We start from the raw sequence: 26,620 nt of genomic DNA, 5'->3' as shown, positions 1-26,620 counted from the left end.
CTTATTTTTCCTCCTAGCTGTTCATCGCCTGATATTGCAGCAAAATATAGCGAGCTTGCCCACGGTTTTGCGCTTCGAAAGCCGATTTTTTCAAGCCAGGCACCCAAAGGATGCGACCGTCGGCATCTTCGACAATCGGCCAGCGATCCCTTTTCATCCGCGGAATTTTTGCTTCAATGAAAATTTCTTTCAATTTTTTCGTGCCTCCCGTCCCCTTGAGCACCATCCGGTCGCCGCGCCGACGCGTCCGCACGCGAAGCGGCAAGGAGACGGAAGCAGGATCCACGACGAACCAATCATTCCCGGCCTGCTTTCTTGGATAGTGTTCCCCAAATTCACTGATGATTGCATAGCCGTTTGGGAGGGGCAATAGCGCCGGAACCGGCAGTTCAAACCAATAGCCTTTCTCGCCGCTTTCTGCGTCAAAAGTAAACAAACAGCGGTCGTACGAGCGAATCACTTTGAGCCCTTTTGGCAAATCGATCATTCCGGAAGGGCGGCCGCGCTCACAAAGCATCAGTATATGGCCGATATGTACGGAAGTCAATGTCGGCGGAACGCCGCCATAAAGACGGAGAAGCAACAGCTGCAGCACCCGGCGCTGCAGCGGTCGCGGCAGCTCCAAAAATGGTCCGATGGAAAGCGCCGCATCGCGATGTTGTTTTTCCATTACTTTATTCAGCGCGTCCGCGGCTAATTCCTCCAAAAATTGCTCATCTTCCGCCATCATTTCGCTGTATTGCTGAAACCGCTCGTGCAGGCGCGGATTTTCCTGCCGCAGCAACGGGACAATATGATGGCGGAACCGGTTGCGCGTATAATCGTCTTTTTCATTGCTCGGATCGCGGCGTGGAGACAGCCCCATCTGCCGGCAATACGCTTCAATCTCCGCCCGGCTGACAGCCAAAAACGGACGGATGAGATAGCCGCCGTGAAACGGCCGTTTGACGGGGATACCAGCGTATCCTTTGCTTGTGCTGCCGCGCACAAGCCGCATTAAAATCGTCTCGACTTGATCGTCGCCATGATGGCCTACGGCGACGTACCCCGCTTGATGCTTTTCCATCAGTTCGGCAAAAAAGCGGTAGCGGCAGATCCGCGCCGCCTCTTGGGCGCCGAGACCTGCGCTGCGCTGAAAGGCCGGGACGTCGATTTGCGCAGTCTCACATAAAATACGGCGCTCCACGCAAAAACGTTTCACAAACTCCATCTCTTCTTCTGACTCCCGCCCACGAAACATATGGTCAACATGGGCCGCTATGACCTGAAGCTTCCATTCGTCGCGCAGCGACAAAAAAACGTGCAGCAACGCAAGCGAATCCGGGCCTCCGGAGACGCCAACGATGACGGCCGCTCCTTCTGAAAGCAGTTGATGCCTGTGGATAAAGGCGCGCACTTTGTCGATCATCCGAGCCAACCTCTTTGCGTTTCTTTCAGCTTCATCGTAACACGTCCGCCCTGTTTTCTCAAAAAAAATTACATCGCCAGCTGCCAATATATATAAAAGGCATAGGCGCCCAGCAATGTGGCGGCGATGACCACCGTTTCGACAATCCCTCTCGCTTGGCGGCGCCGTTTCACCTGCCGCCCCGACCGACGGCTTGGCACTGCCCTTCTTTCGTTTTCCGCCGATGTATGGCGGGAAGAGGCGGCCAATAAGTCGCGACGCATATCGGCCGCCTTTCGATATCGGCCGTCAAGCGCCTTTTGCAGCACCTCCTTGTATCGGGTTAAAAAGCGGTCCGTTTCGATGATGGACAACAGCTGCGCCCGACCGTCACCCTTTTTCTCAATCGGCCCCGGGCAGCAAGAAGAAATCATCACCATCGCCGCCGCAAACAAGTCGTAAGATGGCTCCGCTTTGCGCGATCCAAGCCCCCAATAGCCGCGGTCATACAGCTCAGTAAACTCTTTTACCGCCCTTCCTTGCAGCGTCGTCCCGCCCACATCAAGCAACCGAACCGACGGCGGCGACCCGGTAACGATCAAATTATCCGGCTTTAAATCCCCAAATACCCATCCTTCTTGATGAAGCCGATCAAGCACCGACAACAGCTGCATCACGAGCACGGGCGCCCATTCTTTTCCACGGCGGCGGATGAAAGCAGCGAAATTCTCCCCTTCAATATACTCCATCACATAAAACGGGATCGTCTCCCGCGCAAACGGGCTTTGCCAGTCATCGGCTTCCAGCAAAGAAGGCCCGAGGGCGGCTCCCTGGACCTTAGCAAAACGGCGCAATATATTCATTTCCGATGCCAATGACGCATAGTCATCGCTCAACTTGACGGCGACGCGAGTCCGGCCGTTCTCCGCCAAATAGACGACGCCGTTCGCCCCGCTGCCAAGCCGCCGCAGCAGCCGGTAGGAACGGCCGTGCCATTTCCCAGTGATGACCGTACCAGGCGGCAAATTACAAAGACGATTCTTCGATGTATGGCTCATCGCCATCGCCGATCCAGCTCCTTAACGACCGTTTACGCTCAAAATAGGCGATTGCCTCACGCAGCGCCGGTCCGGTCGGCGTCAGCCCGCCCGACGCCAATTTCGGAAAGATAGTGGACAACTCTTCAATCCTTGGCGTCCAGTCGATCATTTTTTCGGCGTGCGCCCGTTTTCCCGGGAAGATGAACACCGAAAAGCGGTTTTCGCCCATGCGCGCATTTAAGCTGAGCGATAAATCGATGAGCGCCTCTTTGACGGTCGGCAGTTTTGTTTTCATGCTCCCGCTCGTATCGATCAAAATGAGCACATCAAGGGCAACCGTTTCCCCGAGTTCATCGACGACTTCCATCACTTGGCCGCGCTTGTCCGGCGGCAAGTCCTCAAGCGAAACGTCAGAACCAAAGATTTGTTTCAACTCGCGATTGACGAGCCCTTGCAACGTCTGAGTCATCGCTTGGCGCGTCACCATTTGCACGGTTTGCGACAGCTGTTTCGCGTACACGACTTGGCTCATCCCGCCGCCAGCCGCGGCGATCGCTTCAATTTCCCGCCGTCCGTTTTCATCCATCGCACCTTGGTCCAAGATGCCGATCACGTTCACCGTAATGCCTTGCTCACGGGCTAGCGCCGCCATGGCGGCTGGGTCCTCACCATGGTTGGAGCAGCCATCGGTAATGAGCAAAATTTGCCGCAACGTTCCCTTTCGCACGTTCGTTCCCCTCCTTGGCGAATGTATTACCATCATCGCCGCAGGGGAACGTTTTTATACGCTAGCTATTGCGCCTTTTTCATATACATGTATGCCGGAATCGTCGCCCATTTCGGCGTATTGTGCCGAACTTTGGCGACAACGACGGTCATATCGTCTTCAATCTCGCCGCCGCATTGGCGGATCACTTCTTCCATGATCAAATCGGCGACTTCCTGCGGGTCGTTCGTCTTTAATTCTTGAATTTTCCGCTTCATCCAAACATCATGGTTTTCGACGTTCATCGGCCCTTCAAACACACCATCGCTCATCATAATGAGCAAGTCGCCCGATTTCAGCTGCTCGGTGACAACGTCAAATTCCACTTCTTTAATGATGCCCATCGGCAAGTTGCTCGCTTCCACTTTCATCACCTTGTCACCGCGCTTAATAAAGCTTGGCGTCGATCCGATTTTCAAAAACTTCGTCGCCGCGTTTTGCAAGTCGATGATGGCCAAATCCAGCGTCGCATACATGTCTTCTGTCGTCCGCAATGCCAAAATCGAATTGATCGATTTGATGGCAATCGACTCGTCCATTCCCGTCTGCAAAATCTTTTGCAACAGGCGCAGCGTCTCGCGGCTTTCGTCATGCGCCCGCTCCCCATTGCCCATGCCATCGCTGATGGCAACGGCGTACTTGCCGGTAGCAAGTTCAATCGTTGCATAACTGTCGCCAGAAATGAACCCCCCTCCTTTGGCGGCAAACGCGACGCCCGTTTCGACGACGAACGCTTTCGTCGAGCCGAAGGCGACGCGGCAGTAGCCGTTCGGGTAGGCGGCGCACTCTTCGCGCTTGACGACGATCGTCTCTCCTAAAATATCTGACAGCATCGGCGCAATCAGTTTTTCGCACTCACCCCGCCCTTCGCAGTAAGGAATGCTCATTTCAATATCGATATTTCCTTTTTCCAAACTGTAAATGTCGACATGGCCCACTTCGATGCCAAACTCTTGCAGCGCATGGTAAATTTGTTCTTCCTGCAAATAATGGTTTTCCTGTTCTTTCTGCATTTCTTTGGCGAAATCGTCCATCACTTGCGAAACGCCCAACAGCTGTTCAGCGACAAGCTTCCGGCTTTCGTGGATTTGCCGTTTGAGCTTGCGGTTTGCTTGATAAGCAACCATCTCTTTTTCAATCGCGTCGACGACTTTGCCGGCCTTGACGCAATACCGCTCCCACTCGCGCAGCAACTGATGGTTTTGCGACAATGTTTTTTCGTCCGCCTCGCCCATCATTTGCTTCATGTACGCATAGGTTGTACGAAAGTTGTCCGCCCAGCATTGCGTCTTCTTAAAGCACGTTTGGCACGTTTTTTCCGTGATGTCGCTCAAAAAATAGTCGACTTCACGGTCGCTGTATTCATTAGCATCCGGAAGCGGTTCGGGCGAAAAGCTTTCCGCCAGCGCCTGAAAGACGTTGGAAAACTGCGAGACGCGTTGCACTGTCATATCGCGGATTTTCCGGACGTATTGTTGTTGCTCATGGATATATTCTGCCGTGCCGGGAATGTATTTGGCGATTTTCTCCGTCAGTGAACGGGATGTACCAAAAAACAGCATAATTGCGATGCCGGATTCAAGCAACGTCGGCACAAGCTCACTCTTCCCTTCGCCGTATAAACCAAGCAACAGCGTCGCGACGAGGAGGCCGAACGCCACCCCAAGTTTTTTCCCTTCCCTCAGCAACCCGCCAAGCAGCCCGGCGAAAGCAAGCAAACTCATTTCCGACAAGTTGCCGACATTTGCCAAGCTCAGTACAAGCCCGGTGACAACGCCGACGGTGGAGCCGGTCGCCGCCCCGGCGACAAACGCGAACAACAAAACGAGGTAGCGCGACATCACATGCTCAAGCGACAAACCGTACACAGCCCAACCGATCATCCCGGTCAACATCGAGGCGAGCAAAATGATCAACGAAATGATCTCTTCCGCTCGCAACGCATGTTTATGCTTCTGCACTGTCAACAACGGGATGCTTTGCATAAAAATCAAGGTCAATACAAGCGACAGCCCGGCTTCGACGACCGCCATGGCGGCGCCGTAGACCGATCGCTCTCCGAGCCAATAATAGGAGATCAGCCATTTGGCGGAAAGAGACAGCACAAACACAACAAATGGAACGATTTTCAGTGACTCACTGATCACCCTCCGCACCCATCCGTAAATAAAGAGAAAGCCAAAAATGGAAATGCCGACAAACAGCGCCACATCAAGCGACAGCGTCAAAGCACCGGCCAACAGCGAGATCAACGCAAAAGCGGCCTTGTCGCGGCGCAGCATATAGACCGAAACGAAAAATGGCAAAGCGAACGGGGTCAGCTTCGATAAAATCAACGCTCGTCCAAGCAAAAAGCCGACAAGAAGAAGCAAAAAGCCTTGATGGATGAACAGATGACCGAGGCGCAGCTTCACATGGCGCATCCAGCGCGACACCGTTGCTTGCGTGTCATGAATCGGCACTTCCGAAATGCTGCGGCGCACCGTCCCTCTTTCTACTCTTTCCATTCCCGATCCTCTCCTTTACCTTTCTATTACCCCCTATTATATCGCTTGAATTGTCAGAAATTTGTCAAAACCACAGAGAAAAATAAAAAATCGTTCGACGTTTTCCACGGCAAAACGCGGTCAACAGGCTTGTTCCGACAGAAAGAGACAAAAAAGAAAAACGAGCATGTCGCTTGATGGCGCATGCTCGTTTGCGATGACCCGTACGGGATTCGAACCCGTGTTACCGCCGTGAAAGGGCGGTGTCTTAACCACTTGACCAACGGGCCATGTTTGATTGTTGGTGGCGGTGGAGGGGATCGAACCCCCGACCTCACGGGTATGAACCGTACGCTCTAGCCAGCTGAGCTACACCGCCGTGTGACAACAGTTTATATCATAACGGAGGAGATGACGATTGTCAATACATATAGGCGGAAAATGCAGAGGGGAAATATATCCTCTTATTCCATACAGAAACAAAAAAGCATCCATAGCGACGGATGCTTGTTTCCGAATTTGTCATCCTTCAAACAATCTTTCAGCAGCAAGTTACCCTCGTCTCGCTCCACGACCTCCCCGCTTCGACTCCGTATGACGGCGCAACGATGCCAATCGGTCTTCACTCTCTTTTAAGAATCGGCTGATTTTTTGTTCTAAGCTGTCCGCCGCGGAGCGGTCGTTTGTCCGATGGCGCGGCCGCTGCGAAGAAGGCGTGTCTTTTGCTTTGCGAATGGACAGGCCAATTTTTCCATCTTGACCGACGTTGATGACTTTGACATACACCATATCGCCGACTTTCAGATGATCGTTGATGTCTTTGACATAGTTATCGGCTACCTCGCTAATGTGAACGAGTCCTGTGACCCCCTCCGGCAGCTCCACAAACGCCCCAAATTTCGTAATGCCCGTGACCTTGCCTTGTAACTTGCTGCCTACTTCAATCGACATAAAAAAAGTGCTCCTCCTTAAAACGCTTTAAAGATGGTGTTTTTTTTATTATAGCGAATGAAAAAAATGCGTGTCAATATGACGAATGCCCATAGAAAACGGGCATTCGCAGGCAAAATTATTTTTCCGGCAAGACGAAAATAATTTCTCCATCTTTCGATAAGTAATATTTTTTCCGCGCCAGCTCGGCGATATAGTCATCATCATGCAACTTTTTCATTTCCTCTTTCAGTTGCTTTTCCTTCCGTTTAAGCTCCGCAAGCTGCTCTTTCAGCTTTTGCTGTTCCGCCGTTTTTGCATCGATCGCCTTCGCTTGCGAGTGCAAGGTGTAGACAAGAGCGGAGGCGAACATCGCAAACAACAACGACCAGACAACCAAACGGACAGCGACAGCCCGCCGTCTTCTCGCCGCCTTCTGCTTTTTCTCCTCATGCTCCGCTATGTACGTCGACGACAGCTTCGTCACATTCGTTCTCCGGGGCACGTTCATCGCGTTTACACCTCTTTTACTCGCGCCGTTTCGCAAACCACATGCTTATTTTCTCTTTTGTATTCTTGATTTGTCCAGCAAATCCTTTTAAACGTCGAAAAAATTTTTCCACCCCGGCTCGTCTTTGCGGCGGCACCCGCCGCCAAATCATGATGCCCGTCCAACGCAGCGGAGCAAGCAAAAGGCGGATCATCTTCCAAACAGCCAGCAGCACAAACCGAACGATCCACAACAAAAGCCGCCAAGCGAACAATAGAAGTGCCAGCGCCATTTGCCCAAGGAGGATGAGCGGGCGCATGACCATGAGGCGGAACAGCTGAACGAGCGTCTGTCCGAGTCTTACCGCAAGCCCAATGAACCACTCGAGCACCCGAACATAAAAGGAGCGGAGCAAGCTTTGATAAGCGGCATATCCGCATAAAAGCGCGAGAAACAAATAAAAGCGAAGCTCGCCTTCATTGACGAAAAGAAGCACATAAAACACGATGAGCGCCTGCACCGCCCAAAACAGCACGTCATTCACAAAGACGAGCCAGTGCGCCCGCTCATGCCGTTTCAACATCCGACTGTACGTATCCCACGCCAGGCCAAGCCAGCCGCCCATGCCAATCATCGCCAGCATGGTGTACAGCTGTATGCTGACATTCATTTGAACAACTTGCTAAAGAATCCTTTAGCCTTCTCCTGATGGTCATCTAAATAAACGAGGTCGAAAATGCGCCCTTTAATCGAAACAACGCCTTTGTCGACATCTAAGTTTTTCATCTGCAAGTTTTGCCCGCGGATGGCCAAAAAGCCCATGACCGTCTCAAGCAAAAACTCCTCGTTGTCAAAGCTCTCGACTTGTTTCACCCCGGTGATGTCAAGAAGGCGCCGGCCGCGCATGATCACATCATGTTCCTGGACCGGACCTTTGTTCGTGCTTCCGCCAAATTCATCGTGTCGACTCATGTTCATCCCCCGCATTTCCATTTAGTATAGAAAGCCGGCAAGGCCAACCGCCTTTTCTCATCCGTTGTTTGTACCATATGTATGTCAGCGGGGGATGGTTTAGAACAAGCCTGCAGGACAAATTAGACGTCGTCTTGTTCCGGCGCCGGGGTGGTCCGTTCTTCGCGGATCAATTCGTACAGCCCGGTTGCCTCCTCTTTTTTCGTTGTTTCTTTTAGATCCGTCACTTTTACCGTTACCCGCTTTTGCCCAAATTGAATCGTCAATTCATCGCCGACTTTCACATCAGAGCTCGCTTTGGCGACATGGCCGTTGATCCACACTCTCCCTTGATCGGCGATTTCCTTCGCCAACGTGCGGCGTTTGATGAGGCGGGACACTTTTAAAAATTTATCAAGGCGCATTGCATGATCCCCCTTACCGTTCGTTTTCTTTGGCTTCTTCCCAAAAACGATCGAGTTCGGCAAGCGAAAACGAGGTGATCGACCGGCCGCTTTTTCGCACTTGTTCCTCGATATAAGCGAAACGGCGGGCAAATTTGTCGTTGGCCATTTGCAACGCTTCTTCTGGTTGAATCCCGTAATAACGGGCAAGGTTGATGAGCGCGAACAATAGATCGCCAAACTCGCCGACAAGCCGATCGCGACGGCCGCCGGACGTTTCGGCTCGAAACTCGGCCATTTCTTCTTCGACTTTTTGCCATATCGGCGCGGCATCATCCCAGTCAAACCCGACTTTCGCCGCTCGTTTCTGCAGCTCGTACGCCCGCATCGTCCCCGGCAGACTTTTCGGAATGTCGGCAAGAATCGATTCCGAAAGCCCGCCCCCTTTTTCTTTCTCCTTGATCTTCTCCCAGTTGGCAACGACTTGTTCGGCCGTCTCGGCCGTGACATCGCCAAACACATGCGGGTGGCGTCGGATCATTTTCGCCGTCAGCGTGCGGATGACGTCGTCGATCGAAAACAACCCTCGGTCGGCGCCGATTTGCGCATGGAGCATCACTTGCAGCAATACGTCGCCGAGCTCCTCGACCATATGATCATCGTCACCCTCGTCAATCGCCTCGAGCAGCTCATACGCCTCCTCAAGCAAATAGCGCTTCAGCGACGCATGCGTCTGCTTCCGATCCCATGGACAGCCGTTCGGCCCTCTCAGCGTGGCGATGACGCGGCGCAGCGTCTCAAACCGGTGGTAAAGCAACGGCTCATCCTTCACCGGCGGCACGTAGACGCTTGTCAAGTTGTCAAGCTCCGTCTCGCGGTCCAACTCATAAAGCGGCACGCGCTTTACTTGCTCGTCCTTCGTGCCTGCCGCGGTGACAATGTAGATCGGGTAATCGTCGGGAAGCTGCTCCATCAAAGAAAGCTTCACGTTCGAGGCCACAAACGAATCGTACACTTGACAAAAAACAGCATGCAGTGAAGGCGACCATTCTTCTCCTCGAAAAGTCGTCGCATCAAGCAATTGAAACCCTTCAATTGGATCGATGCGCACCGCCGTAAACAGCGCATCCAAAAAGCTTTGACCACCTTCGATCACGATTCGGCAGACGCCGCGCCGCTCAGCTTCGAAAAGAAGCTGCACCGTCCGCTCGGCAACAAGCGGATGGCCGGGAACAGCGTAAAACACATCGCCGCGCTTCGCCTGTTCCGTCAATTGATCGACGATGTCAGCGTACACATCAGCAAACTGCTCGTGTTTTTCATACACTTCATCAAATGACGTAAACGCAATCCCTTCCTCCGTAAGCCATTTGACCACCGGGTGTTCTTTCGTCCGCAAAAAGAGCGGATGCGCCCGCTTTAGCTTTCGGTACACACCGATCGGCAGCTGTTTTACATCTCCGGCGCCGAGGCCGAACACATAAATCGTATTCATCGCCGATCACCTGCCTCCTAATCGTAGACGGAATTTATTAGCCAATGGGAAAGCTGCCAACTCCTGTTCAGAAAAAACATGTCCTTTCACAATACACGCAAGGTAAACGACAGCACCGATGGCAACGCCGCCAAGCGCCTCGGCAGCCGCCCATAGCCGCCCCTCGCTCGAGCTGTCCATCAGCCACCTATACCCATGCAAGACGACGGCCATCATAGCGGCCGCTTTCACGGTTGGGTACATGTATTTCCGGCCCGCCGTCCGATATTCACGCGGCAAAAAGGCGCATAAAAAGCCTGCCATGAGCGCATAAGCACCCGTCGTCGCCGCGGCGGCGCCAAGCGCTCCAAACCGCGGAGCAAGCCAATGCATAAGCGCGGCCTTCCCCGCCACTGCCAACGCCACGCCGGCAGCGGCCGTCCATTCCCTCCCCATTCCTTGCAATAATGCAGAGGCGGTCAACGCGATCGTAGTAAAAAAGACAGAGGAGGACAAGACGGCGAGAACCGACGAACCGTAGTCATTCTCGAACAACATCGCATTGATCGGTCGAATGAGGCAAATGAGCCCTAACGAAGCACCAAGCCCAATGACAACGGCAAGCCGGATGGACAGCGCTCCATAGGCGAAAACGGCACCTTGGCGGCGCGCTCCGGAAAGAAGTGGAACAAGCGCCAATGAAAACGACGTGCCGACGACCGTGCCGAGCTGAATGAGCGGCTGACCGCGGTCGTACACTCCTTTTAGCCGCTGCACCTCATCGAGCCTTGCCCCCGCTTCCTGTAGAAGCGGAACGAATAAAAATGAATCGACGAGTGGAATCAGCGTCAACGCCATATTCGTCAAGCAAATGACCGTCCCCGCCGTCAATAAACGCCGGCCCACCTGTCGATCCCAAGCTGGCGGCGTGCGGCCCGACGTTTTTAGGCGCCGACGCCGGGACAGGAAGAAAAGCAAAATGAAAAGCGCCGCCGCCATGCCTATTAGCGTCCCTGCGACCGCTGCCATGCCGCAAGCATAGACGTCGGCGCCGCGCTGCACCGCTCCATACGACAGCCCTAAAATCGCCGCCACCCGCACGAATTGCTCGCCAACTTGGGACGCCGCCGTCGGCGTCATATCATGCCGCCCTTGGAAATAGCCACGCAACAACGCGATGGGCGGAAACAGCAAAAACGAAAATGAAAGCAAGCGCACGAGCGGCGTAAGCCGTCCATCGCCCATCGCCGAGGCAATCACCCCCGCCCCTAGATACAGCGAAGCAAACAGGATGACGCCAAGGACGCTTAACACCAACAAGGCGACGCGCACACTAGCGGCAGCGCCCGCTTCATCCTGTCCCGCCAACCGCTCGGCGACAAGCTTCGAGACGGCAACCGGGTAGCCGGTCAGCGAGAGTGCGACGACGATGCCATAAATCGGGTATACTTGTTGGTAAATATAAAAACCAATGTCCCCGACCATATTTTGATACGGAACACGGTACAAAGCGCTTAATAGTTTTGCGGCCAAAGCGGCGGCCGTTAAGATCGCCGCCCCTTTCCATACGTTTCCCATCCAGTTTCTCCCCTCGCATAGACAACCCACTCAAACCTAGACGCCGGAGGGCAATAGAAGCCGCCAAGCGCCATGATGGCTACGCTCGATATTATAGCGCAACTTCCGCCTGTTGGACAAAGGTGATGGTCAACTCGCACGGCTTCATGCGCTGTTCCGCAAGCCAGGCGGACGAAAAAAGCAGGATGTGGAAGCGATTCCGGGATTCAAGGCATCTCGCCCCCATTTGCCGGGCGGAAAAAAAGGCAGCCTGTGAAGCTGCCTTGTTGTTTCGCCTATTGTTCCATTTGTCGAGCCAAAAAGCTGGCGGCTGTTTCTACTGCTTTATGCTCCACTTCACCAAGCGTTTTCTCCCGCGATAAAATGATGACGGCTCCGATCGGATCGCCGTTGGCGACAATCGGGCCGATCGTATACGATTTCAACGTTTCCGTCATCCCGTCAACGAGCTCGACTTCCCCTTCCTCCGTATGGAGGATGGAATTGCGGTCTTCCATGGCTTTTTCCACCAACGGGCTGACGCTTTTGTTCATATACTCTTTTTTCGAAACGCCGGCGACAGCGATGTATACATCGCGGTCGCAAATGAGCACAGGCTGGCCGAGGCTGTCAAACAGCGCTTCGGCGTACTCTTTGGCAAAGTCGCCTAATTCACTGATCGGCGAATATTTTTTCAAAATGACTTCTCCATCGCGGTCAACAAATATTTCGAGCGGATCTCCTTCGCGAATGCGCAACGTTCTGCGAATTTCCTTCGGAATAACAACTCTCCCTAAATCATCAATGCGACGAACAATACCGGTTGCTTTCATGCCTTGTATACCCTCACTTTCATCTAGGATTTGAAGGATACTCCGATGAACCCTTGCAATGGGGAATTCACCATTGTTGTCATTAGTATCCTTCACAATCCACGTTCTATACGTGATGAAAGTGATTTTGGCCATTTTAGATAAAATTGCCCATCCTTCATTATCGCCACATGCAGGAAACGATAAACATCATAAAACTTTTTCTTGATTATGCCGTCACCGACTTCTCTTTTTCCACCCCAGACAGCCGCCGCAGCGTCTCTTCTAAAATCATCAGCCACTCGTGCGGCTTCATTTCCTTGATATAGAGCACAATTTTCAACTTCGCTCCGTCCATGCCAAACCCGAATAAGCGGCCATGCCGGCGTCCAATGTCAGATAGACGCTGGATTTCCACCGTTTTCGATGCCGGTTCAGTAAACAAGATGTCAATTTGCTGCTTATGTTGCTTCATCGATTCGACGCCAAGCTGCTTGGCCAACACCTTCAACTCCGCAATTTGGAACAAATACGCAACTTCATCTGGATAATCGCCGAAGCGGTCGACCATTTCCTCACGCAGCTCCTCAATGTCTTCGAGCGTCTCCACTGCCTTAAATCGCTTGTACATCTCGATCTTTTGCAATTCGTCTGCAATGTATGTGCTCGGAATATAGGCGTCGACTTCGACATCGATGACGACATCCGGCTGCTCGTCTTCTCGCTTGATGCCGCGCCGTTTCTCGATCGCTTCTTTCAACATTTGCGAATACAAATCGAATCCGACCGAGTCGATAAAGCCGTGCTGTTCGGCGCCGAGAATGTTGCCCGCGCCGCGGATCGACAAATCGCGCATGGCAATTTTAAAACCAGAGCCGAGCTCGGTAAACTCTTTAATGGCTTGCAGCCGCTTTTCTGCCGCTTCATTGAGCACTTTATCTTTCCGATAGGTGAAATACGCATAAGCGACGCGGTTGGAGCGGCCGACGCGCCCGCGCAGCTGATACAGCTGCGACAATCCCATCCGGTCGGCGTCATAGACGATAAGCGTGTTGACATTCGGAATATCGATGCCCGTTTCAATGATCGTCGTCGTCACCAGCACATCGTATTGCCCTTCCAAAAACGCCAAAATCGTCGATTCGAGCTCCGTTTCCGACATGCGGCCATGCACGTAAGTGACGCGCGCTTCCGGGACAAGCTGTGCGATTTCTTCCGCTTTCAAGTCGATATCTTCAATATGGTTGTAAAGGAAAAACACCTGCCCGTCGCGGGCGAGCTCACGTTCAATCGCCTCTTTGACGAGTTCGGGCGTATATTCCATGACATACGTTTGCACCGGGAACCGGTTTTCAGGCGGCGTCTCGATGATCGACAAATCGCGCACGCCGATCATCGACATATGCAACGTACGCGGAATCGGCGTCGCCGTTAAGGTGAGCACGTCGATGTTCGCCTTCAGCTGCTTAATTTTTTCTTTATGCGCCACGCCAAACCGCTGCTCCTCGTCGATAATGAGCAAGCCTAAATCTTTAAACTTCACGTCTTTCGACAGCAGCCGATGCGTTCCAATGACCATATCGATCGTCCCATCTTTTAGCCCTTTGATGATCTCGGCTTGTTGCTTTTTCGTCCGGAAGCGGTTCAACAGTCCGACGTTGATTGGGAACCCTTGAAACCGTTCGCGCACCGTTTCGTAATGCTGTTGGGCTAGGATCGTCGTCGGCACAAGAAAGGCCACTTGTTTGCCGTCCATAATGGCTTTAAACGCCGCCCGCAACGCCACTTCCGTCTTCCCGTAGCCGACGTCGCCGCAAAGGAGGCGGTCCATCGGTTTGTCGCTCTCCATATCACGCTTAATTTCCTCAATCGACCGAAGCTGATCTTCCGTCTCTTGATACGGAAACGCCGCTTCAAATTCGCGCTGCATCTCGGTGTCCGGCGAAAACGCATATCCTTTGCTTGCCTCACGCTCGGCGTACAGCTTGATTAAATCTTCAGCAATATCCTGGACGGATGATTCCACTTTCTTTTTGACCTTTTTCCATTCCGAACCGCCTAGTTTGTAAATTTTTGGTTCTTTTCCTTCCGAGCCGACGTATTTTTGCACTTGATCCATTTGGTCGACCGGAACATACAGCGTATCGCCGCCTTGGTACTGGATATGAATATAGTCTTTATGCACCCCGTTGATTTCTAACGTCTCGATGCCTAAATATTTCCCGATGCCATGGTTGACATGGACGACGTAGTCGCCGACTTGCAATTCGGCGTAGCTTTTGATCCGCTCGGCGTTGGACAGCTTTTGCCGGCGCACCGGGCGTTTGACCCGTTTTTTGAACAGCTCTTCTTCTGTGATGACGGCAATTTTTTGCAACGGCAATTCAAACCCGGTATTTAAATCTCCTTCAAGGAGCTGGCATTTGCCATGCAGCAAAGCCGCATCGCGCGCGAGCGGCAGCGCGTCAATCTCATAATCTTGAAGCAATGATTGCAGCTTTTTCACCCGGTCGGCATTTGGCGCCAAAAACACGACCGCATAGTTTGCCTTTGTCCATCGCTCGACTTCGGATTGAAGAAGCGCCATTTGCCCATGGAAGTTTTGCATCTGTTTGCACGTAATATTGACGACGTTTTGTGGGTGGGCATACGGAACATGGCGCAAAAACAACGATAAGTATACCCGCTGGAATCGATGTTTTTGCAATAATTCAGAAAACGAATGCGAAAGCGGCACGCCATGAATCATTTTCCCGCCGTCAAGCAAACTCGTATACCATTCCGCCTCTTCGCGGTCCAACCGTTCCGCCGCCTCTTGCAGCCGGCTCATTTCATCCATGAGCAGCACGCCGTCTTCTGGCAGGTAATCTAGCAAACTCGCAACCTTTTCATAAAAAAGGGACATATATTTATATTGTTGCTCGATTTCCTGCCCCTCGCGCAATTGCTCAAGTTCAGCGTGAATATGTTCATACATCCGCTGTTTGGCGGCCTCATCTTTCATCGTCTCCAAACTCGACGCAAGCCCCGCTTCAATCCGCTCGATTCCTCGGCGCCGCGTCTCGCCATCGAGAATGATTTCATCGGCCGGCCCGATCATGATGCGCTCGATTTGCCCTTGCGAACGTTGGTCGTCAGGAGTGAACGTCCGAATCGATTCGATTTCCGTATCAAACAGCTCGATGCGGTACGGAAGCTCAGCGGTCAATGGATAAATGTCGATGATGCCGCCGCGGACGCTGAACTCTCCGGGGGCGGAAACGGTGCCGACCCGTTTGTACCCCATTTGCACAAACTTCTGTTTACAACGTTCTACATCGAACTCTTGTCCAACGGAGAAGGTGAACAAATACTGCTTCCAAAGCGACGGCGGCGGCAACAAACGCCGCAAGCCGGCGACCGGGCAGACGACGACTCCTTTTCCGCCTTGCGTCCAATGGTTCATAATCTCTAAGCGCTGTGCCTTCAGCTCCGGGCTGGCGACCGCCATCTCAGCGGCGATCACTTCGTTCACTGAATAAAGGAACACGTCTTCCGGCCCGAGCAACGAAACGAGATCGTCATACATTTTTTGCGCCTGAAACAAATTGTGAGACACGACTAACAGCGGCCGGCCTGTCTCCTTGTAAAGCGTGGAAATAAAAACAGACCGGGCCGATCCGGACAGCCCGGCGACAAGCTGTTCCTTCAAACGGACATGGAGCCCTTCAATGATCGTACGGACATCTTGGTTTTCAGCTAAATAGCGATGCAACGAAAGCACCCCTATTCTCCCTCCTCTCAACGCCAGTTTCTTTCCGTCTCACTATTCTTTCGCAAACGCAAAAACGCTTTGGTCGCCCAAAGCCGCCCTTAATGGATGAATTTTTCGTATTGATGCCATTCCGGGTTTCGCGCCAACGCCTCTTGACAGTCTTCGCAAATCGTTTTCACATGAATGTCACCGTTCGGTTCATACGAAATCATCTCGAGCCGTTCCTCTTCCGTTAAGTGGTGGAATCCCAGTTTCTCGCTGTATATCGGCATTTGCTCAATCGTTCCGACTTTTGCACCGCAATGGCGGCAATAGTAATGTAGCGCCATTCAAGCCAACCTCCTCACTGGGCACCTGCTGTTCCGTCCACAAGGCAGGAAAAGCCGACGCTTCGGCCGCCTCCCGTACTCACATTGTGCACCAGTTCAGAGGAAAATATTCACTCGTTAAAATCATTCATCACTTGAATAAATGGCGCCTTCACCGCCTGTTCACACGCATCGGCCGCCCGCAGCACCGCTTTGTCCACCGCCGGTTTCTCCTCTTCTGTAAATCGGCCTAGCACGTAGTCCGTGACCGGCTGACCGCCGGCCGGCCGGCCGATGCCGATGCGGATGCGCTTAAACTGCTCGGTGCCAAGGTGGTGAATGAGCGATTTGACGCCGTTATGGCCGCCGGAACTCCCTTTTAAGCGAAGGCGGATTTTCCCTAGCGGGAGATCGAGGTCATCGTAAATGACGATGACATCATCGATGGCAATGTCGTAGTAATCCATAAGTGGGCGAACACATTCTCCTGATAAATTCATATATGTCAACGGCTTGCATAATGCTACTTTTTCGCCAGAAACGGACGCCGTTCCAAACAAGCCGCGAAATTTAGCGGTTTTTAACGATACATTCCAGCGCTTCGCCAGTTCGTCGATGACGAAAAAGCCGACATTGTGCCTTGTTTGCTCATACTCCTTGCCCGGATTGCCGAGCCCGACAAACAGCTTCAATCCTCGCGCTCCTCTCTTTGCATGATACTACAAAAGACGTAACCGAAACGGTTACGTCTGTCACTCTTCTGGCGTCGTTTCTCTTCCTTCCGCAGCGTCAGGCTGTCCTGCCTCTTGCTGTTCGCCGCTATCGATTTCTTCCTCTTGTTGCGGCGGCAAGATCGTGGCGATCACCTCGGAAGGTTCATGATTGATTTCAAATTTGCCGTCCGTTTTCACATCGCCCACGGTGACGGTATCGCCCACTTGCAGGCCGGAAATGTCCACTTCAATCACTGGCGGGATGTTCGCCGGCAAGACGCGGATCGACAGCTCATGCAAGTTTTGCTGCAGCACACCGCCGTCTTTCACGCCAGGCGCTTCACCCACCAAGCGGACTTCCACATCAATATCGACCTCCGTTGACATGTCAACCGCTTGAAAATCAGCGTGAAGAAGATGACCGCGCAACGGGTCGCGCTGCAGTTCGCGCAACAACACGGAATGTTCCTCACCGCCGACTTTCAGCGTCAGCAAGCTTGTGCGCCCGCCTTCACGAAGCGCTTTCTCCAGCTCTGCAGTGCTGACGAAAATCATTTTGTTTTCGACTTTTTTGCCGTACAAAATCGCTGGAATGCCGCCTTGTGAACGAATGCGGTGCAATGTTGAACGTTTTTTGTCTGCGCGTTCCTTCGCTTCCAACACAATCGCCATGTTTCCTCACCTTCCTGAATTAGAATCTATTGTCTACTTTATCCTAAAACAAGAAGGGCTAAACATGTTTTCTTGCGTTAGTCGAACAGGACGCTGACAGACTTCATTTCATACACGCGCGTAATCGCTTCAGCAATAAGCGGAGCCACCGACAGCTCTACAATTTTATCAATTTTTTTCTCTTCTGGCAAGGCAATTGAATTGGTGACGACAAGCTCCTTGATTCTGGAATTTTGGATGCGCTCAATCGCCGGACCGGACAGCACCGGATGGGTGCAACATGCATACACTTCTTTCGCCCCATTCTCGGCGAGGGCGTTGGCTGCAAGGGTAATCGTGCCGGCCGTATCGATAATGTCATCAATCAAAATGGCCGTTTTCCCCGCCACTTGCCCGACAATGTTCATCACTTCCGCCACGTTCGGCTTCGGCCGGCGCTTATCGATAATGGCAATCGGCGCTTTCAAGCGGTCGGCGAGCTTGCGCGCCCTTGTGACACCCCCATGGTCCGGAGAGACGACGACAATATCTTCCAATTGTTTGCTTTTGAAATAATCCGCCAAAATGGGCACACCCATCAAATGATCGATTGGAATATCGAAAAATCCTTGAATTTGGGGGGCATGCAAATCAAGCGTGATGACGCGCGACGCTCCGGCCGTCTCGAGCAAGTTGGCGACCAGCTTCGCTGTAATCGGTTCGCGCGAACGCGCTTTCCGGTCTTGACGGGCATAGCCGTAATACGGCATCACGATATTGATCGTGCGGGCCGAGGCGCGCTTTAACGCGTCGATCATGATAAGCAACTCCATCAAATGCTCATTGACCGGCACGCTCGTCGATTGAATGACGAACACATCGTCGCCGCGGATGCTTTCTTCAATGTTGATTTGAATTTCCCCGTCGCTGAAACGGGAAACGGAACATTTGCCAAGCTCGATTCCCATGACTTCTGCAATTTCCTTCGCCAACTTCATGTTCGAGTTCAGAGCGAACAATTTTAATTGATGCTGACAGTCAGACATGATAGACCTCCGCTAAGATTTTTTCTTGCCTGGCAGGCGATCGACATAATTTTCTTTATTGACTTGCCGGGCGCGGGCAATGGCGAGCGCGCGACCGGGGACGTCATTCGTGATCGTCGATCCGGCGGCGACGTAAGCGCCTTGTCCTACCGTAACCGGTGCAATCAAATTGACATTGCAACCGATAAACGCCCCATTTTCGATTTTGGTCATATGCTTATTCACGCCGTCGTAGTTGACCGTAATCGACCCGCAGCCAAGATTGACATCGGCGCCGACTTCAGCATCGCCGATATAACTCAAATGCGGCGCCTTGCTTCCTTTGCCGAACGTCGATTTTTTCACCTCGACGAAATTGCCGATCCGCACCTCATCGTCGATTTTTGACAGCGGTCGAATATGGGCGAACGGGCCGATCGTCACATCCGAACCAATCTCGCTGTCATGGGCGACCGAATGGCGAATCGATGTGCGATGGCCGATATAGCAATTTTTAATTTCCGAATTGGGCCCAATGACGCAATCCTCACCGATCACCGTCTCGCCTTCAATCACCGTGCCGGGGTAAATGACCGTGTCGCGTCCGATCATCGCCTCGGCGGAAATATAAGTGGAAGCCGGATCGATGATCGTGACCCCGTTTTTCATATGCTGACGGCAAATTCGAGCACGCATGATCCGCTCCGCTTCAGCGAGAGCGATGCGGTCGTTTACGCCGATCGTTTCCTCAAACGACGGCGCCTGATAGGCGGATACAACGCCGCCGTCGGCTTTGATAATTTCAATCACATCCGTTAAATAATATTCACCTTGAGCGTTGTGGTTGGTCACTTTTGTAAGCGCTTGAAACAATGTCTGGTTGTCAAAGCAATAGATTCCCGTGTTAATCTCGCGAATGTTCCGCTCTTGCTCGCTCGCATCCTTATGTTCGACAATTTTCTCGACATGGCCAGCCTGGTTGCGGACAATGCGGCCATATCCGGACGGATCATCAGCGATGGCCGTCAATACGGTCGCCTTCGCCTTGGCGGCCATATGATGCTCGACGAGCGTCTCCATCGTCTCAGCGGTGATGAGCGGCGTATCCCCACAGACGACAATCGTCACTCCTTCAAGGCCGCGCAAATGCGGAGCCGCCTGCATGACTGCATGCGCCGTCCCGAGTTGCTCCTCCTGCAGGGCATATTCACACTGAGAGCCGAGCTGTTCTTTCACTTGTTCCGCCCCAAATCCCACTACCGCAATCGTTTTTTCCACCCCAAGCTTCGACACTTGGTCGATGACGTGCTGAACCATTGGCTTGCCGCAAACGGGATGAAGCACTTTATACCACTTTGATTTCATCCTCGTCCCTTGTCCGGCCGCCAAAATGACCGCATATCGCTTCATGTGAAAGGCCTCCAATTACCCTTTTATCCATAATTGAATATATATGAATCAGTGGCACTTTTCAAGGAAACAATGCGGTTGCCAAAAAAATAGAGAGCTTGGTGAATTTCACCTAAGCTCCCTTTCATATGTTTACGAAGCGCCAGCTTCTTCAAGTTCTTCTTCCAACTTCCCGAGGCGGTGATATTCAGCGAGGATCGCCTCCTGGATTTTCCCGCGCGTGGCGGAATTGATCGGATGAGCGATATCACGGAACTCCCCATCTGGTGTGCGCTTGCTCGGCATCGCGACGAACAGCCCATTGTTTCCGTCGATGACGCGGATGTCATGGACGACGAACTCGTTGTCCAACGTAATGGAGGCGATCGCTTTCATCCGTCCTTCGGTATTGACGCGGCGTAATCTTACGTCTGTCACTTCCATTTTGCTCACCACCTTTTCCCCTATATGAGACTCGATGTAATGAATTCCACGTGCTCGAGTCATTTCCTTCTTTTTTCGAAAAATTTTTTATAAATTTTTATGTAGGGAAAAAGTGGGGCTAATCATTACGGAACGAGGGCAACGACTTCAATTTCGACAAGGACATCTTTCGGCAGCCGGGCTACTTCCACGCACGAGCGCGCCGGCTTATGGTTCGGGAAGTATTGGCTGTACACTTCATTCATGGCCGCGAAATCATCCATATTTTTCAGAAATACGGTCGTTTTCACCACCGTATCGAGCGAAGCGCCGGCCGCTTCCAATACGGCCTTCAAGTTTTGGAACACTTGATGCGTCTGCGCTTGAATGTCGCCTTTCACCAATTCCCCTTCTGGAGTGAGCGGGATTTGCCCCGAGCTGTAAAACATGTTGTTGACGATGATCCCTTGCGAATATGGGCCGATCGCTTGCGGCGCCTTCGTTGTCTCTACCTTTCTCATGAGCCAGTCTCCTTTCTTGATTTTTATGTCAAGCAGCGAGTGCTATAAAAACGCTTTGTAATTGCCTTCTTTGACAGCGATCCGCTTTTCTTTTACGTCGACCTCGGACAGTTTGACGAGTGAAATGTATTCGTCGACCAACCGTTCTTTCGCCTCCTCCGACTCGACGAGCACGCCAATGCCGGAGACATTGCCGTTAAACTCCTGCAGCAAACTGATCATGCCGTTGATTGTACCCCCCGCCTTCATAAAATCGTCGACGATGAGCACATTGGCTCCTTCCGCTAAGCTGCGCTTCGATAGGACCATCGTTTGGATGCGTTTGGACGAGCCGGATACGTAATTGATGCTCACCATCGGTCCTTCTGTCACTTTATTGTCATGGCGGACGATGACAACGGGCACATACAAAAAGTTGGCGATGGCATACGCGAACGGAATCCCATTGGTGGCGATCGTCATGACGACATCCACCGGACGGTCGGCAAACATCGACGCATAAAGGCGGCCGATTTTGTTCATAATACGGGGATCGCCAAGAATGTCGGTCATATACAAATATCCGCCGGGAAGAAGCCGATCCGGACGCGACAGTTGTTCACACAAATACGCAACCACTTCTTCCGCTTCCTCAGCAGCCATTTTTGGAATGTATTGCACGCCACCGGCAGCGCCGGGCAGCGTCCGAACGGTTCCGATTCCTTGCTGCTCGAACGTCTGCTTAATGATGGCCAAATCTTCGCTGATCGACGATTTGGCCGATTCGTACCGCTCGGCAAAAAATGTAAGCGGAATGAGCTGATGTGGCCGTTCAAGAAGATAATGCGTCATATCAACTAAACGGCCGCTTCGCCTTAGCTTCATAGCCGACCTCCTGAAACCGAATATTATAAATATATTTTAACAAAAATGTACGTGTTTAATCAAGAGAATGTCGTTCTCCTAACATTCTCACCGCAAACACTTGGTCACAAAAGCCGCGCAACCCATTGTATACCCGCTGCATTCTCGAATCGTGCTCGATCAGTCCAAACACGGTCGGCCCGCTGCCGCTCATCAGCACCGCATCAGCGCCAAACCGCTTCATTTGTTCTTTAATATGCGCGACTTCCGGATATTTTTTCAACGTCACTTCCTCAAGAACATTGCCGACCAACCGGCAGATCGCCGCATAATCTTGCCGCTCGATCGCTCTCACCATCGCATCGACGTCTGGATGGCTGACACGCTCAAGTTCCAAGTTTCGGTACACTTCCGCCGTCGATACACCGATCGGGGGCTTGGCCAGCACAACCCAGCACGGCGGCGGCGAAGCGATCGGAGTGATGATTTCCCCGCGCCCCGTCGCCAAGGCGGTTCCGCCGTAGACGCAAAAAGCGACATCTGATCCGATTTTCGCCCCGAGCTCTGCCAGTTCATCCATCGTTAATCCAAGTTGCCAAAGCTTGTTCAACCCACGCAGCGTCGCCGCCGCATCGCTGCTTCCTCCCGCCAATCCGGCGGCCACCGGAATATGCTTCGTAATCGAAATGGCCACCCCTTGGCGGATCGAAAACGTCTCTTTAAGAAGCTTAGCCGCCTGATACGCCAAGTTGCGGCAATCATCCGGCACAAAGCGGTTTTGCGAAACGATGCGGATCGCATCTTCCTCCGGCAACGCGACAAGCTCAATGCGATCGGCCAAATCGATCGTCGTCATCACCATTTTCACTTCATGGTAACCATCCGGGCGCTTATAAAGAACGTCGAGTGACAAATTGATTTTCGCCGGCGCTTTTATCGACAACCTCACTCATCCTCACCTGCTTCCACGCGCAATCATGAATAAGCGGATCGGCATCCATCGGCTGCTTTCCATCTCCGCCGTCTTTGCCCCGTCTCATCCGCCTTTCTTTCGTCAACCCATTTTATCATATTACCATGTTCTGGCGACGACGCCAAACAATATATGTATGCAAAAAAGGGCGCCCCGTTCGGGACACCCTCGCCGCAACACGCCCCGCTACCGGCGCTATTCCGTTGTTCCGGCCAGCTGCCGCTCCGCCCGTTCAATCGCCAATCTGACCATGTTTCCTGCGTCTTTCGCGCGGATGGCGCCCCACCCCTCACGTTGCACGACATCGTAAAAGCCCAACTCTTTCGCCAGCTCTTCTTTCAAGCGTTGCGACATAATCCCGCGGCGTCGACCCAATGTCAGCAACCCCTTTCCATGTTCATTGGCGCTATGGCATGAAACGTTTGGCAACCCGCCGGCGCATCAACAAGCCGGCTTTGCATTTGGCCGGGCAAAAGGCGGCTGCGGCAGTTTTAGTATGAAATAAAGAGGGCGGTTTTATCATAGTTCCGAAAGAAAACTCCCGCTTCAAACAAAACGAAGTGGGAGTCGTTCACGTCACCTATTTATGACAAAACAAAAAACAAAAAGCAGCAAACAAATCTGTCTACTGCCCCCCTGCTTGCTCATCATCCCAAAACGTCAACTTTACCGTCTCTGTCAATACGTCGGCGTAGCTGAACGATACGCGTTCAAACGAATTCTCTTTTTGATCCAGCTCAATGACAAATACGGATGGATATGTTTCCGCCAAAATACCACAACGCTCAATCATTTTTCTGCGTCCGCCGTTGGCCCGCAGCGTCAACCGTTTCCCGATATTGGAATCCAGCGTTTTTTTAATATCGGATAAAGTCTTTGGCATTCATCATCCACCTCACTATTTGTAATTATAACAAAGATGATGTCTAAAGTCAAAAAATAAAAATTATATCAGGGCATTTTTATTTCTGTCAATGTATATTTTTCTACAATATCCTTCTTTTTATGTGTGATGTGGAACTTTTTTGTAAAAAAAATGTGACGGACGTATAGAAAAAACCGCCCATCAACTGCGGCGGTTTTCCTCTCGATTCTCAATGAGGCGAAACGGCATCCCGGTGCGGAGCACGCCTTTCGTTTCCACCCCACCAAGCCCCTTTTCCCCAGTTAACGTGTTGCGCAACACATCCCATACGTCGACCGTTTCGGTGAACGGGGTGAAGCTGAGGCGCGAAACGATATAGACGGGGTCCAAAGCATGAATGTTCACCCGCGCTGGTGAACTGGCAAAATTCGCCCCAGCGCGGATGAGCGACTCAAAGTGCGACTGGCAGGCGCCGGCGAAAATGATCAGTTGGTCCAAATGGGGCACTTTTTTGCGCGCCTCTTTCACCGTTTGCACAAAATGGCGCGAATGGCGGTACGCTTTTAACTCATGCACCTTTCCTTTTGACTTCGAATACGAATCATGCCCGGTGATGACTAAAATATCAGGGCGAAACTGCTCGATCCAGTAGCCAACTTTTTCCGGCATTTCGCTTTCCTCGCAGTAAATGCCGTGCACCGGCACGCCGATCCGCTCATACAAATCCATACATTTGCGCAAATATAACGGGTCGCCATCCAAATGAAGAACGCGCCCCGGAATTTGAAAAAAATCTTTCTCCACCCGGTATCCGCCGGTCGCCCGATATTCGACTTTTTGCTTGATCGCCTGATAATCTTGGCGAAAAAGCCGATACGATTGTTCGATCAGCTCGATTTCCCGCTTTTTCCGTTCCTGTTGCTCCTGCTCATCGATGACGACTAAATCGCTGCACGGAGCGTCCGCGACGAGGCGCACGTCTTCACCATACAAAATCGCTTCCCACTCGCCGTTTTTTTCTTTAATATCAATCACTCGGAACAATAAATCACATTGGTAAGACTTGCGGGCGACAATATCGCCGATTTTAATGACGTCCATCACCGCTCACTCCATTGCATAATCGTTGTCATCCATACGATATGCACGTGCGGACAATAGGTGATAGACGCCTGTTTGGACGGCTTTGGTTGACGAAAAGACCGCTGCCCCCTAGAGGAGCGCTTTCTTTACGACTCCTTCATTTGCCGAAAAGCGGTGCCAACGCGTTGCTTAATGAAGCAAACTCAGCGATGTCAAGCGTCTCTCCGCGGCGGCGCGGGTCAATGCCCAAAGCAACGAGCACTCGTTCAATTTGCTCTTTGTTCTCTTTTCCTCCCGGCAAATTGTTTGTTAAGTTGTTGAACAGCGTTTTGCGGCGCTGGGCGAAGCTTGCCCGCACCACTTGGAAAAACACGCCCTCATCGTCGACAACAACAGGCGGATGCTGCCGCTTTACGAGCCGGATGACAGCAGAATCAACGTTCGGCTGCGGCATAAAGACGGTGCGCGGCACCGTCATGACGACTTCCGCTTCGGTATAATACTGCACAGCGATCGTCAGCGAGCCGTAATCTTTTGTCCCTGGCTTAGCGGCAAGACGGTCGGCGACTTCTTTTTGCAGCATGACGACCATGCCTCGGATCGGCAACCGCTCGGTAAGCAGCTTCATAATGATCGGTGTCGTCACATAATAAGGTAAGTTGGCGACGACCATCCGGTCGCTTACATCAGCCAGTTCCTCGGCGATGACGGCATGCAAGTCGGCCTTTAATACATCTTGGTGAAAGATGCGCACATTGTCATAAGGAGACAGCGTGTCGGCCAAAATGGGCAACAGTCGGCCGTCGATTTCGAAAGCGACGACTTTTTTCGCCCGTCGCGCCAATTGTTCCGTCAACGCTCCGATGCCCGGTCCGATTTCAATCGCTCCTGTATCAGGGGAGATGTCGGCAACATCCACGATTTTCCGCAAAATGTTCGCATCGATCAAAAAGTTTTGCCCAAGGCTCTTTTTAAACGAAAAGCCATATCGCTCCAAAATTTCTTTCGTCCGCCGCGGTGTTGCAATATCTTTATACATCGTCTGCCTCCTCCTGCATCACGTGCGCTAACGCGGCATAAAAAGCATCACGGGAAATGCGGAACACTTGCAGCCGCTTATGAAACTGCCGACCGTTCGCATAGCCGATTTTCAGCTCCTCGCCGAGACGCTGCCGCCGCCGGCGCGCCATCGCACCGCCGATCAACCCAGCCTCGATCAGTTCAGCAAACGTAATTTCTTCCTTCCAATCCGACGCCTCTTCATACACGTTGGCGAGCGCCCGACGGATTTCGTCAGGGGACGCGTGCTCAACCCCGATGCCCTTGCCGTTTTTCGCTTTGGCTGCCTCGCGCGGCAAAAAGGCATGCTTGCACCCCGGCACCTGTTCGGCAATCGTGCGGCGAATTTTTTCGCCGGGAAAATCGGGATCGGTAAAAATGATCACGCCGCGGCGCTCTTTCGCCAGCTTGATCCGCTCAATGACATCCGCGCCCACTGCTGCTCCGTTTGTCTCGATTGTATCGGCATCGACGGCGCGCCGGATCGCCGCCGTATCATCTTTTCCTTCCACAACGATCACTTCTTTGATCTTCATCCTCCCATTGCAGAAACAACGGAATCGTCTCTTTTTCCTATTTCTGCAATGCCTCCTTTCCGGTAAAATCAAAAGTAAGGCGAATCATCGCCGAAAGCCGCTTCATTCCCTTATTATTTTTTGAATTTCGCTGAAACTTTTTTTCCGTTTGCATCGTCTAATTTAGCAGAAACGGCGCGC

Annotated in this window: 27 protein-coding genes and 2 tRNA genes; all 29 read right to left on the bottom strand. The window is 52.3% G+C overall.

Annotation, left to right across the window (positions count from 1 at the left end):
* Positions 1–13: 13 nt before the first annotated feature.
* Entirely contained in the window at positions 14–1,408 is a 1,395-nt protein-coding gene (gene tilS, locus JCR24_RS14315) for a tRNA lysidine(34) synthetase TilS (RefSeq protein WP_238980847.1), read from the bottom strand.
* Between the two features lie 68 nt (positions 1,409–1,476).
* On the bottom strand, positions 1,477–2,451 hold the full coding sequence (locus JCR24_RS14310; protein ID WP_238980846.1) for a serine/threonine protein kinase: 975 nt from the start codon (positions 2,449–2,451) through the stop codon (positions 1,477–1,479).
* Entirely contained in the window at positions 2,414–3,190 is a 777-nt protein-coding gene (locus JCR24_RS14305) for a vWA domain-containing protein (protein ID WP_020754013.1), read from the bottom strand. The genes JCR24_RS14310 and JCR24_RS14305 overlap by 38 nt, the downstream gene beginning before the upstream one ends.
* 29 nt (positions 3,191–3,219) lie before the next feature.
* The gene (gene spoIIE, locus JCR24_RS14300) at positions 3,220–5,700 is read right to left on the bottom strand and encodes a stage II sporulation protein E (RefSeq protein WP_238980845.1); all 2,481 of its coding nucleotides are present in this window, start codon (positions 5,698–5,700) and stop codon (positions 3,220–3,222) included.
* 197 nt (positions 5,701–5,897) lie between these two features.
* Positions 5,898–5,969, bottom strand: a tRNA-Glu gene (locus JCR24_RS14295).
* A gap of 12 nt (positions 5,970–5,981) precedes the next feature.
* A tRNA-Met gene (locus JCR24_RS14290) sits at positions 5,982–6,058 on the bottom strand.
* Between the two features lie 173 nt (positions 6,059–6,231).
* Complete coding sequence (locus JCR24_RS14285) at positions 6,232–6,630, bottom strand: S1 domain-containing RNA-binding protein (RefSeq protein ID WP_011229571.1); 399 nt, start codon at positions 6,628–6,630, stop codon at positions 6,232–6,234.
* Positions 6,631–6,748: 118 nt separating this feature from the next.
* A complete protein-coding gene (locus JCR24_RS14280; protein WP_012820454.1) occupies positions 6,749–7,120 on the bottom strand; it encodes an FtsB family cell division protein in 372 nt (123 codons plus the stop codon).
* 16 nt (positions 7,121–7,136) lie between these two features.
* Entirely contained in the window at positions 7,137–7,769 is a 633-nt protein-coding gene (gene yabQ, locus JCR24_RS14275) for a spore cortex biosynthesis protein YabQ (RefSeq protein WP_238980844.1), read from the bottom strand.
* Positions 7,766–8,071: a sporulation protein YabP gene (gene yabP, locus JCR24_RS14270; RefSeq protein ID WP_012820452.1), complete on the bottom strand. Its 306-nt coding sequence runs from the start codon at positions 8,069–8,071 to the stop codon at positions 7,766–7,768. The genes yabQ and yabP overlap by 4 nt, the downstream gene beginning before the upstream one ends.
* Before the next feature lie 122 nt (positions 8,072–8,193).
* The gene (locus tag JCR24_RS14265) at positions 8,194–8,475 is read right to left on the bottom strand and encodes an RNA-binding S4 domain-containing protein (protein ID WP_012820451.1); all 282 of its coding nucleotides are present in this window, start codon (positions 8,473–8,475) and stop codon (positions 8,194–8,196) included.
* A 13-nt stretch (positions 8,476–8,488) separates the two neighbouring features.
* Positions 8,489–9,949 (bottom strand): bifunctional methyltransferase/pyrophosphohydrolase YabN, encoded by a 1,461-nt coding sequence (gene yabN / locus JCR24_RS14260; RefSeq protein WP_011229566.1) that lies wholly within the window; start codon positions 9,947–9,949, stop codon positions 8,489–8,491.
* Positions 9,950–9,955: 6 nt separating this feature from the next.
* Positions 9,956–11,506 carry a putative polysaccharide biosynthesis protein gene (locus JCR24_RS14255; RefSeq protein WP_015373705.1) on the bottom strand — a complete coding sequence of 517 codons (1,551 nt, stop codon included), beginning with the start codon at positions 11,504–11,506 and terminating at the stop codon, positions 9,956–9,958.
* A 275-nt stretch (positions 11,507–11,781) separates the two neighbouring features.
* A complete protein-coding gene (gene spoVT, locus JCR24_RS14250; protein ID WP_011229564.1) occupies positions 11,782–12,318 on the bottom strand; it encodes a stage V sporulation protein T in 537 nt (178 codons plus the stop codon).
* 208 nt (positions 12,319–12,526) lie between these two features.
* On the bottom strand, positions 12,527–16,060 hold the full coding sequence (gene mfd / locus JCR24_RS14245) for a transcription-repair coupling factor (protein WP_238980843.1): 3,534 nt from the start codon (positions 16,058–16,060) through the stop codon (positions 12,527–12,529).
* An 89-nt stretch (positions 16,061–16,149) separates the two neighbouring features.
* Positions 16,150–16,380: an anti-sigma-F factor Fin gene (gene fin / locus JCR24_RS14240; RefSeq protein WP_011229562.1), complete on the bottom strand. Its 231-nt coding sequence runs from the start codon at positions 16,378–16,380 to the stop codon at positions 16,150–16,152.
* 110 nt (positions 16,381–16,490) lie between these two features.
* Complete coding sequence (gene pth / locus JCR24_RS14235; RefSeq protein ID WP_238980842.1) at positions 16,491–17,051, bottom strand: aminoacyl-tRNA hydrolase; 561 nt, start codon at positions 17,049–17,051, stop codon at positions 16,491–16,493.
* A 60-nt stretch (positions 17,052–17,111) separates the two neighbouring features.
* Positions 17,112–17,744, bottom strand: coding sequence for a 50S ribosomal protein L25/general stress protein Ctc (locus tag JCR24_RS14230; RefSeq protein ID WP_011229560.1), 633 nt, complete (start codon positions 17,742–17,744; stop codon positions 17,112–17,114).
* A gap of 77 nt (positions 17,745–17,821) precedes the next feature.
* Positions 17,822–18,769, bottom strand: a complete 948-nt coding sequence (locus tag JCR24_RS14225) for a ribose-phosphate diphosphokinase (RefSeq protein WP_238980841.1) — start codon at positions 18,767–18,769, stop codon at positions 17,822–17,824.
* A 12-nt stretch (positions 18,770–18,781) separates the two neighbouring features.
* Entirely contained in the window at positions 18,782–20,158 is a 1,377-nt protein-coding gene (gene glmU / locus JCR24_RS14220; RefSeq protein WP_023634490.1) for a bifunctional UDP-N-acetylglucosamine diphosphorylase/glucosamine-1-phosphate N-acetyltransferase GlmU, read from the bottom strand.
* A 132-nt stretch (positions 20,159–20,290) separates the two neighbouring features.
* A complete protein-coding gene (gene spoVG / locus JCR24_RS14215; RefSeq protein WP_003247437.1) occupies positions 20,291–20,581 on the bottom strand; it encodes a septation regulator SpoVG in 291 nt (96 codons plus the stop codon).
* A 125-nt stretch (positions 20,582–20,706) separates the two neighbouring features.
* Positions 20,707–21,081, bottom strand: coding sequence for a RidA family protein (locus JCR24_RS14210; protein ID WP_011229557.1), 375 nt, complete (start codon positions 21,079–21,081; stop codon positions 20,707–20,709).
* 42 nt (positions 21,082–21,123) lie between these two features.
* Positions 21,124–21,945 carry a pur operon repressor gene (purR, locus tag JCR24_RS14205; protein ID WP_014194574.1) on the bottom strand — a complete coding sequence of 274 codons (822 nt, stop codon included), beginning with the start codon at positions 21,943–21,945 and terminating at the stop codon, positions 21,124–21,126.
* Between the two features lie 55 nt (positions 21,946–22,000).
* The gene (gene ispE / locus JCR24_RS14200; RefSeq protein ID WP_013143962.1) at positions 22,001–22,873 is read right to left on the bottom strand and encodes a 4-(cytidine 5'-diphospho)-2-C-methyl-D-erythritol kinase; all 873 of its coding nucleotides are present in this window, start codon (positions 22,871–22,873) and stop codon (positions 22,001–22,003) included.
* A 219-nt stretch (positions 22,874–23,092) separates the two neighbouring features.
* A complete protein-coding gene (locus JCR24_RS14195; RefSeq protein ID WP_013143961.1) occupies positions 23,093–23,272 on the bottom strand; it encodes a small, acid-soluble spore protein, alpha/beta type in 180 nt (59 codons plus the stop codon).
* A gap of 250 nt (positions 23,273–23,522) precedes the next feature.
* Positions 23,523–23,780, bottom strand: a complete 258-nt coding sequence (gene veg / locus JCR24_RS14190) for a biofilm formation stimulator Veg (protein WP_011229553.1) — start codon at positions 23,778–23,780, stop codon at positions 23,523–23,525.
* 183 nt (positions 23,781–23,963) lie between these two features.
* Positions 23,964–24,863: a sporulation peptidase YabG gene (gene yabG / locus JCR24_RS14185; RefSeq protein WP_014194570.1), complete on the bottom strand. Its 900-nt coding sequence runs from the start codon at positions 24,861–24,863 to the stop codon at positions 23,964–23,966.
* Between the two features lie 139 nt (positions 24,864–25,002).
* Positions 25,003–25,884: a 16S rRNA (adenine(1518)-N(6)/adenine(1519)-N(6))-dimethyltransferase RsmA gene (gene rsmA, locus JCR24_RS14180; protein WP_096225976.1), complete on the bottom strand. Its 882-nt coding sequence runs from the start codon at positions 25,882–25,884 to the stop codon at positions 25,003–25,005.
* Positions 25,877–26,440 (bottom strand): ribonuclease M5, encoded by a 564-nt coding sequence (rnmV, locus tag JCR24_RS14175; RefSeq protein WP_014194568.1) that lies wholly within the window; start codon positions 26,438–26,440, stop codon positions 25,877–25,879. The genes rsmA and rnmV overlap by 8 nt, the downstream gene beginning before the upstream one ends.
* Positions 26,441–26,620 lie beyond the last annotated feature (180 nt).

This window comes from Geobacillus sp. YHL (genome assembly GCF_022341265.1).
Classification (GTDB): Bacteria; Bacillota; Bacilli; order Bacillales; family Anoxybacillaceae; genus Geobacillus; species Geobacillus thermoleovorans.
The sequence above is the reverse complement of the archived record's forward strand: the minus strand, read 5'-3'. Positions and strand labels throughout refer to the sequence as shown.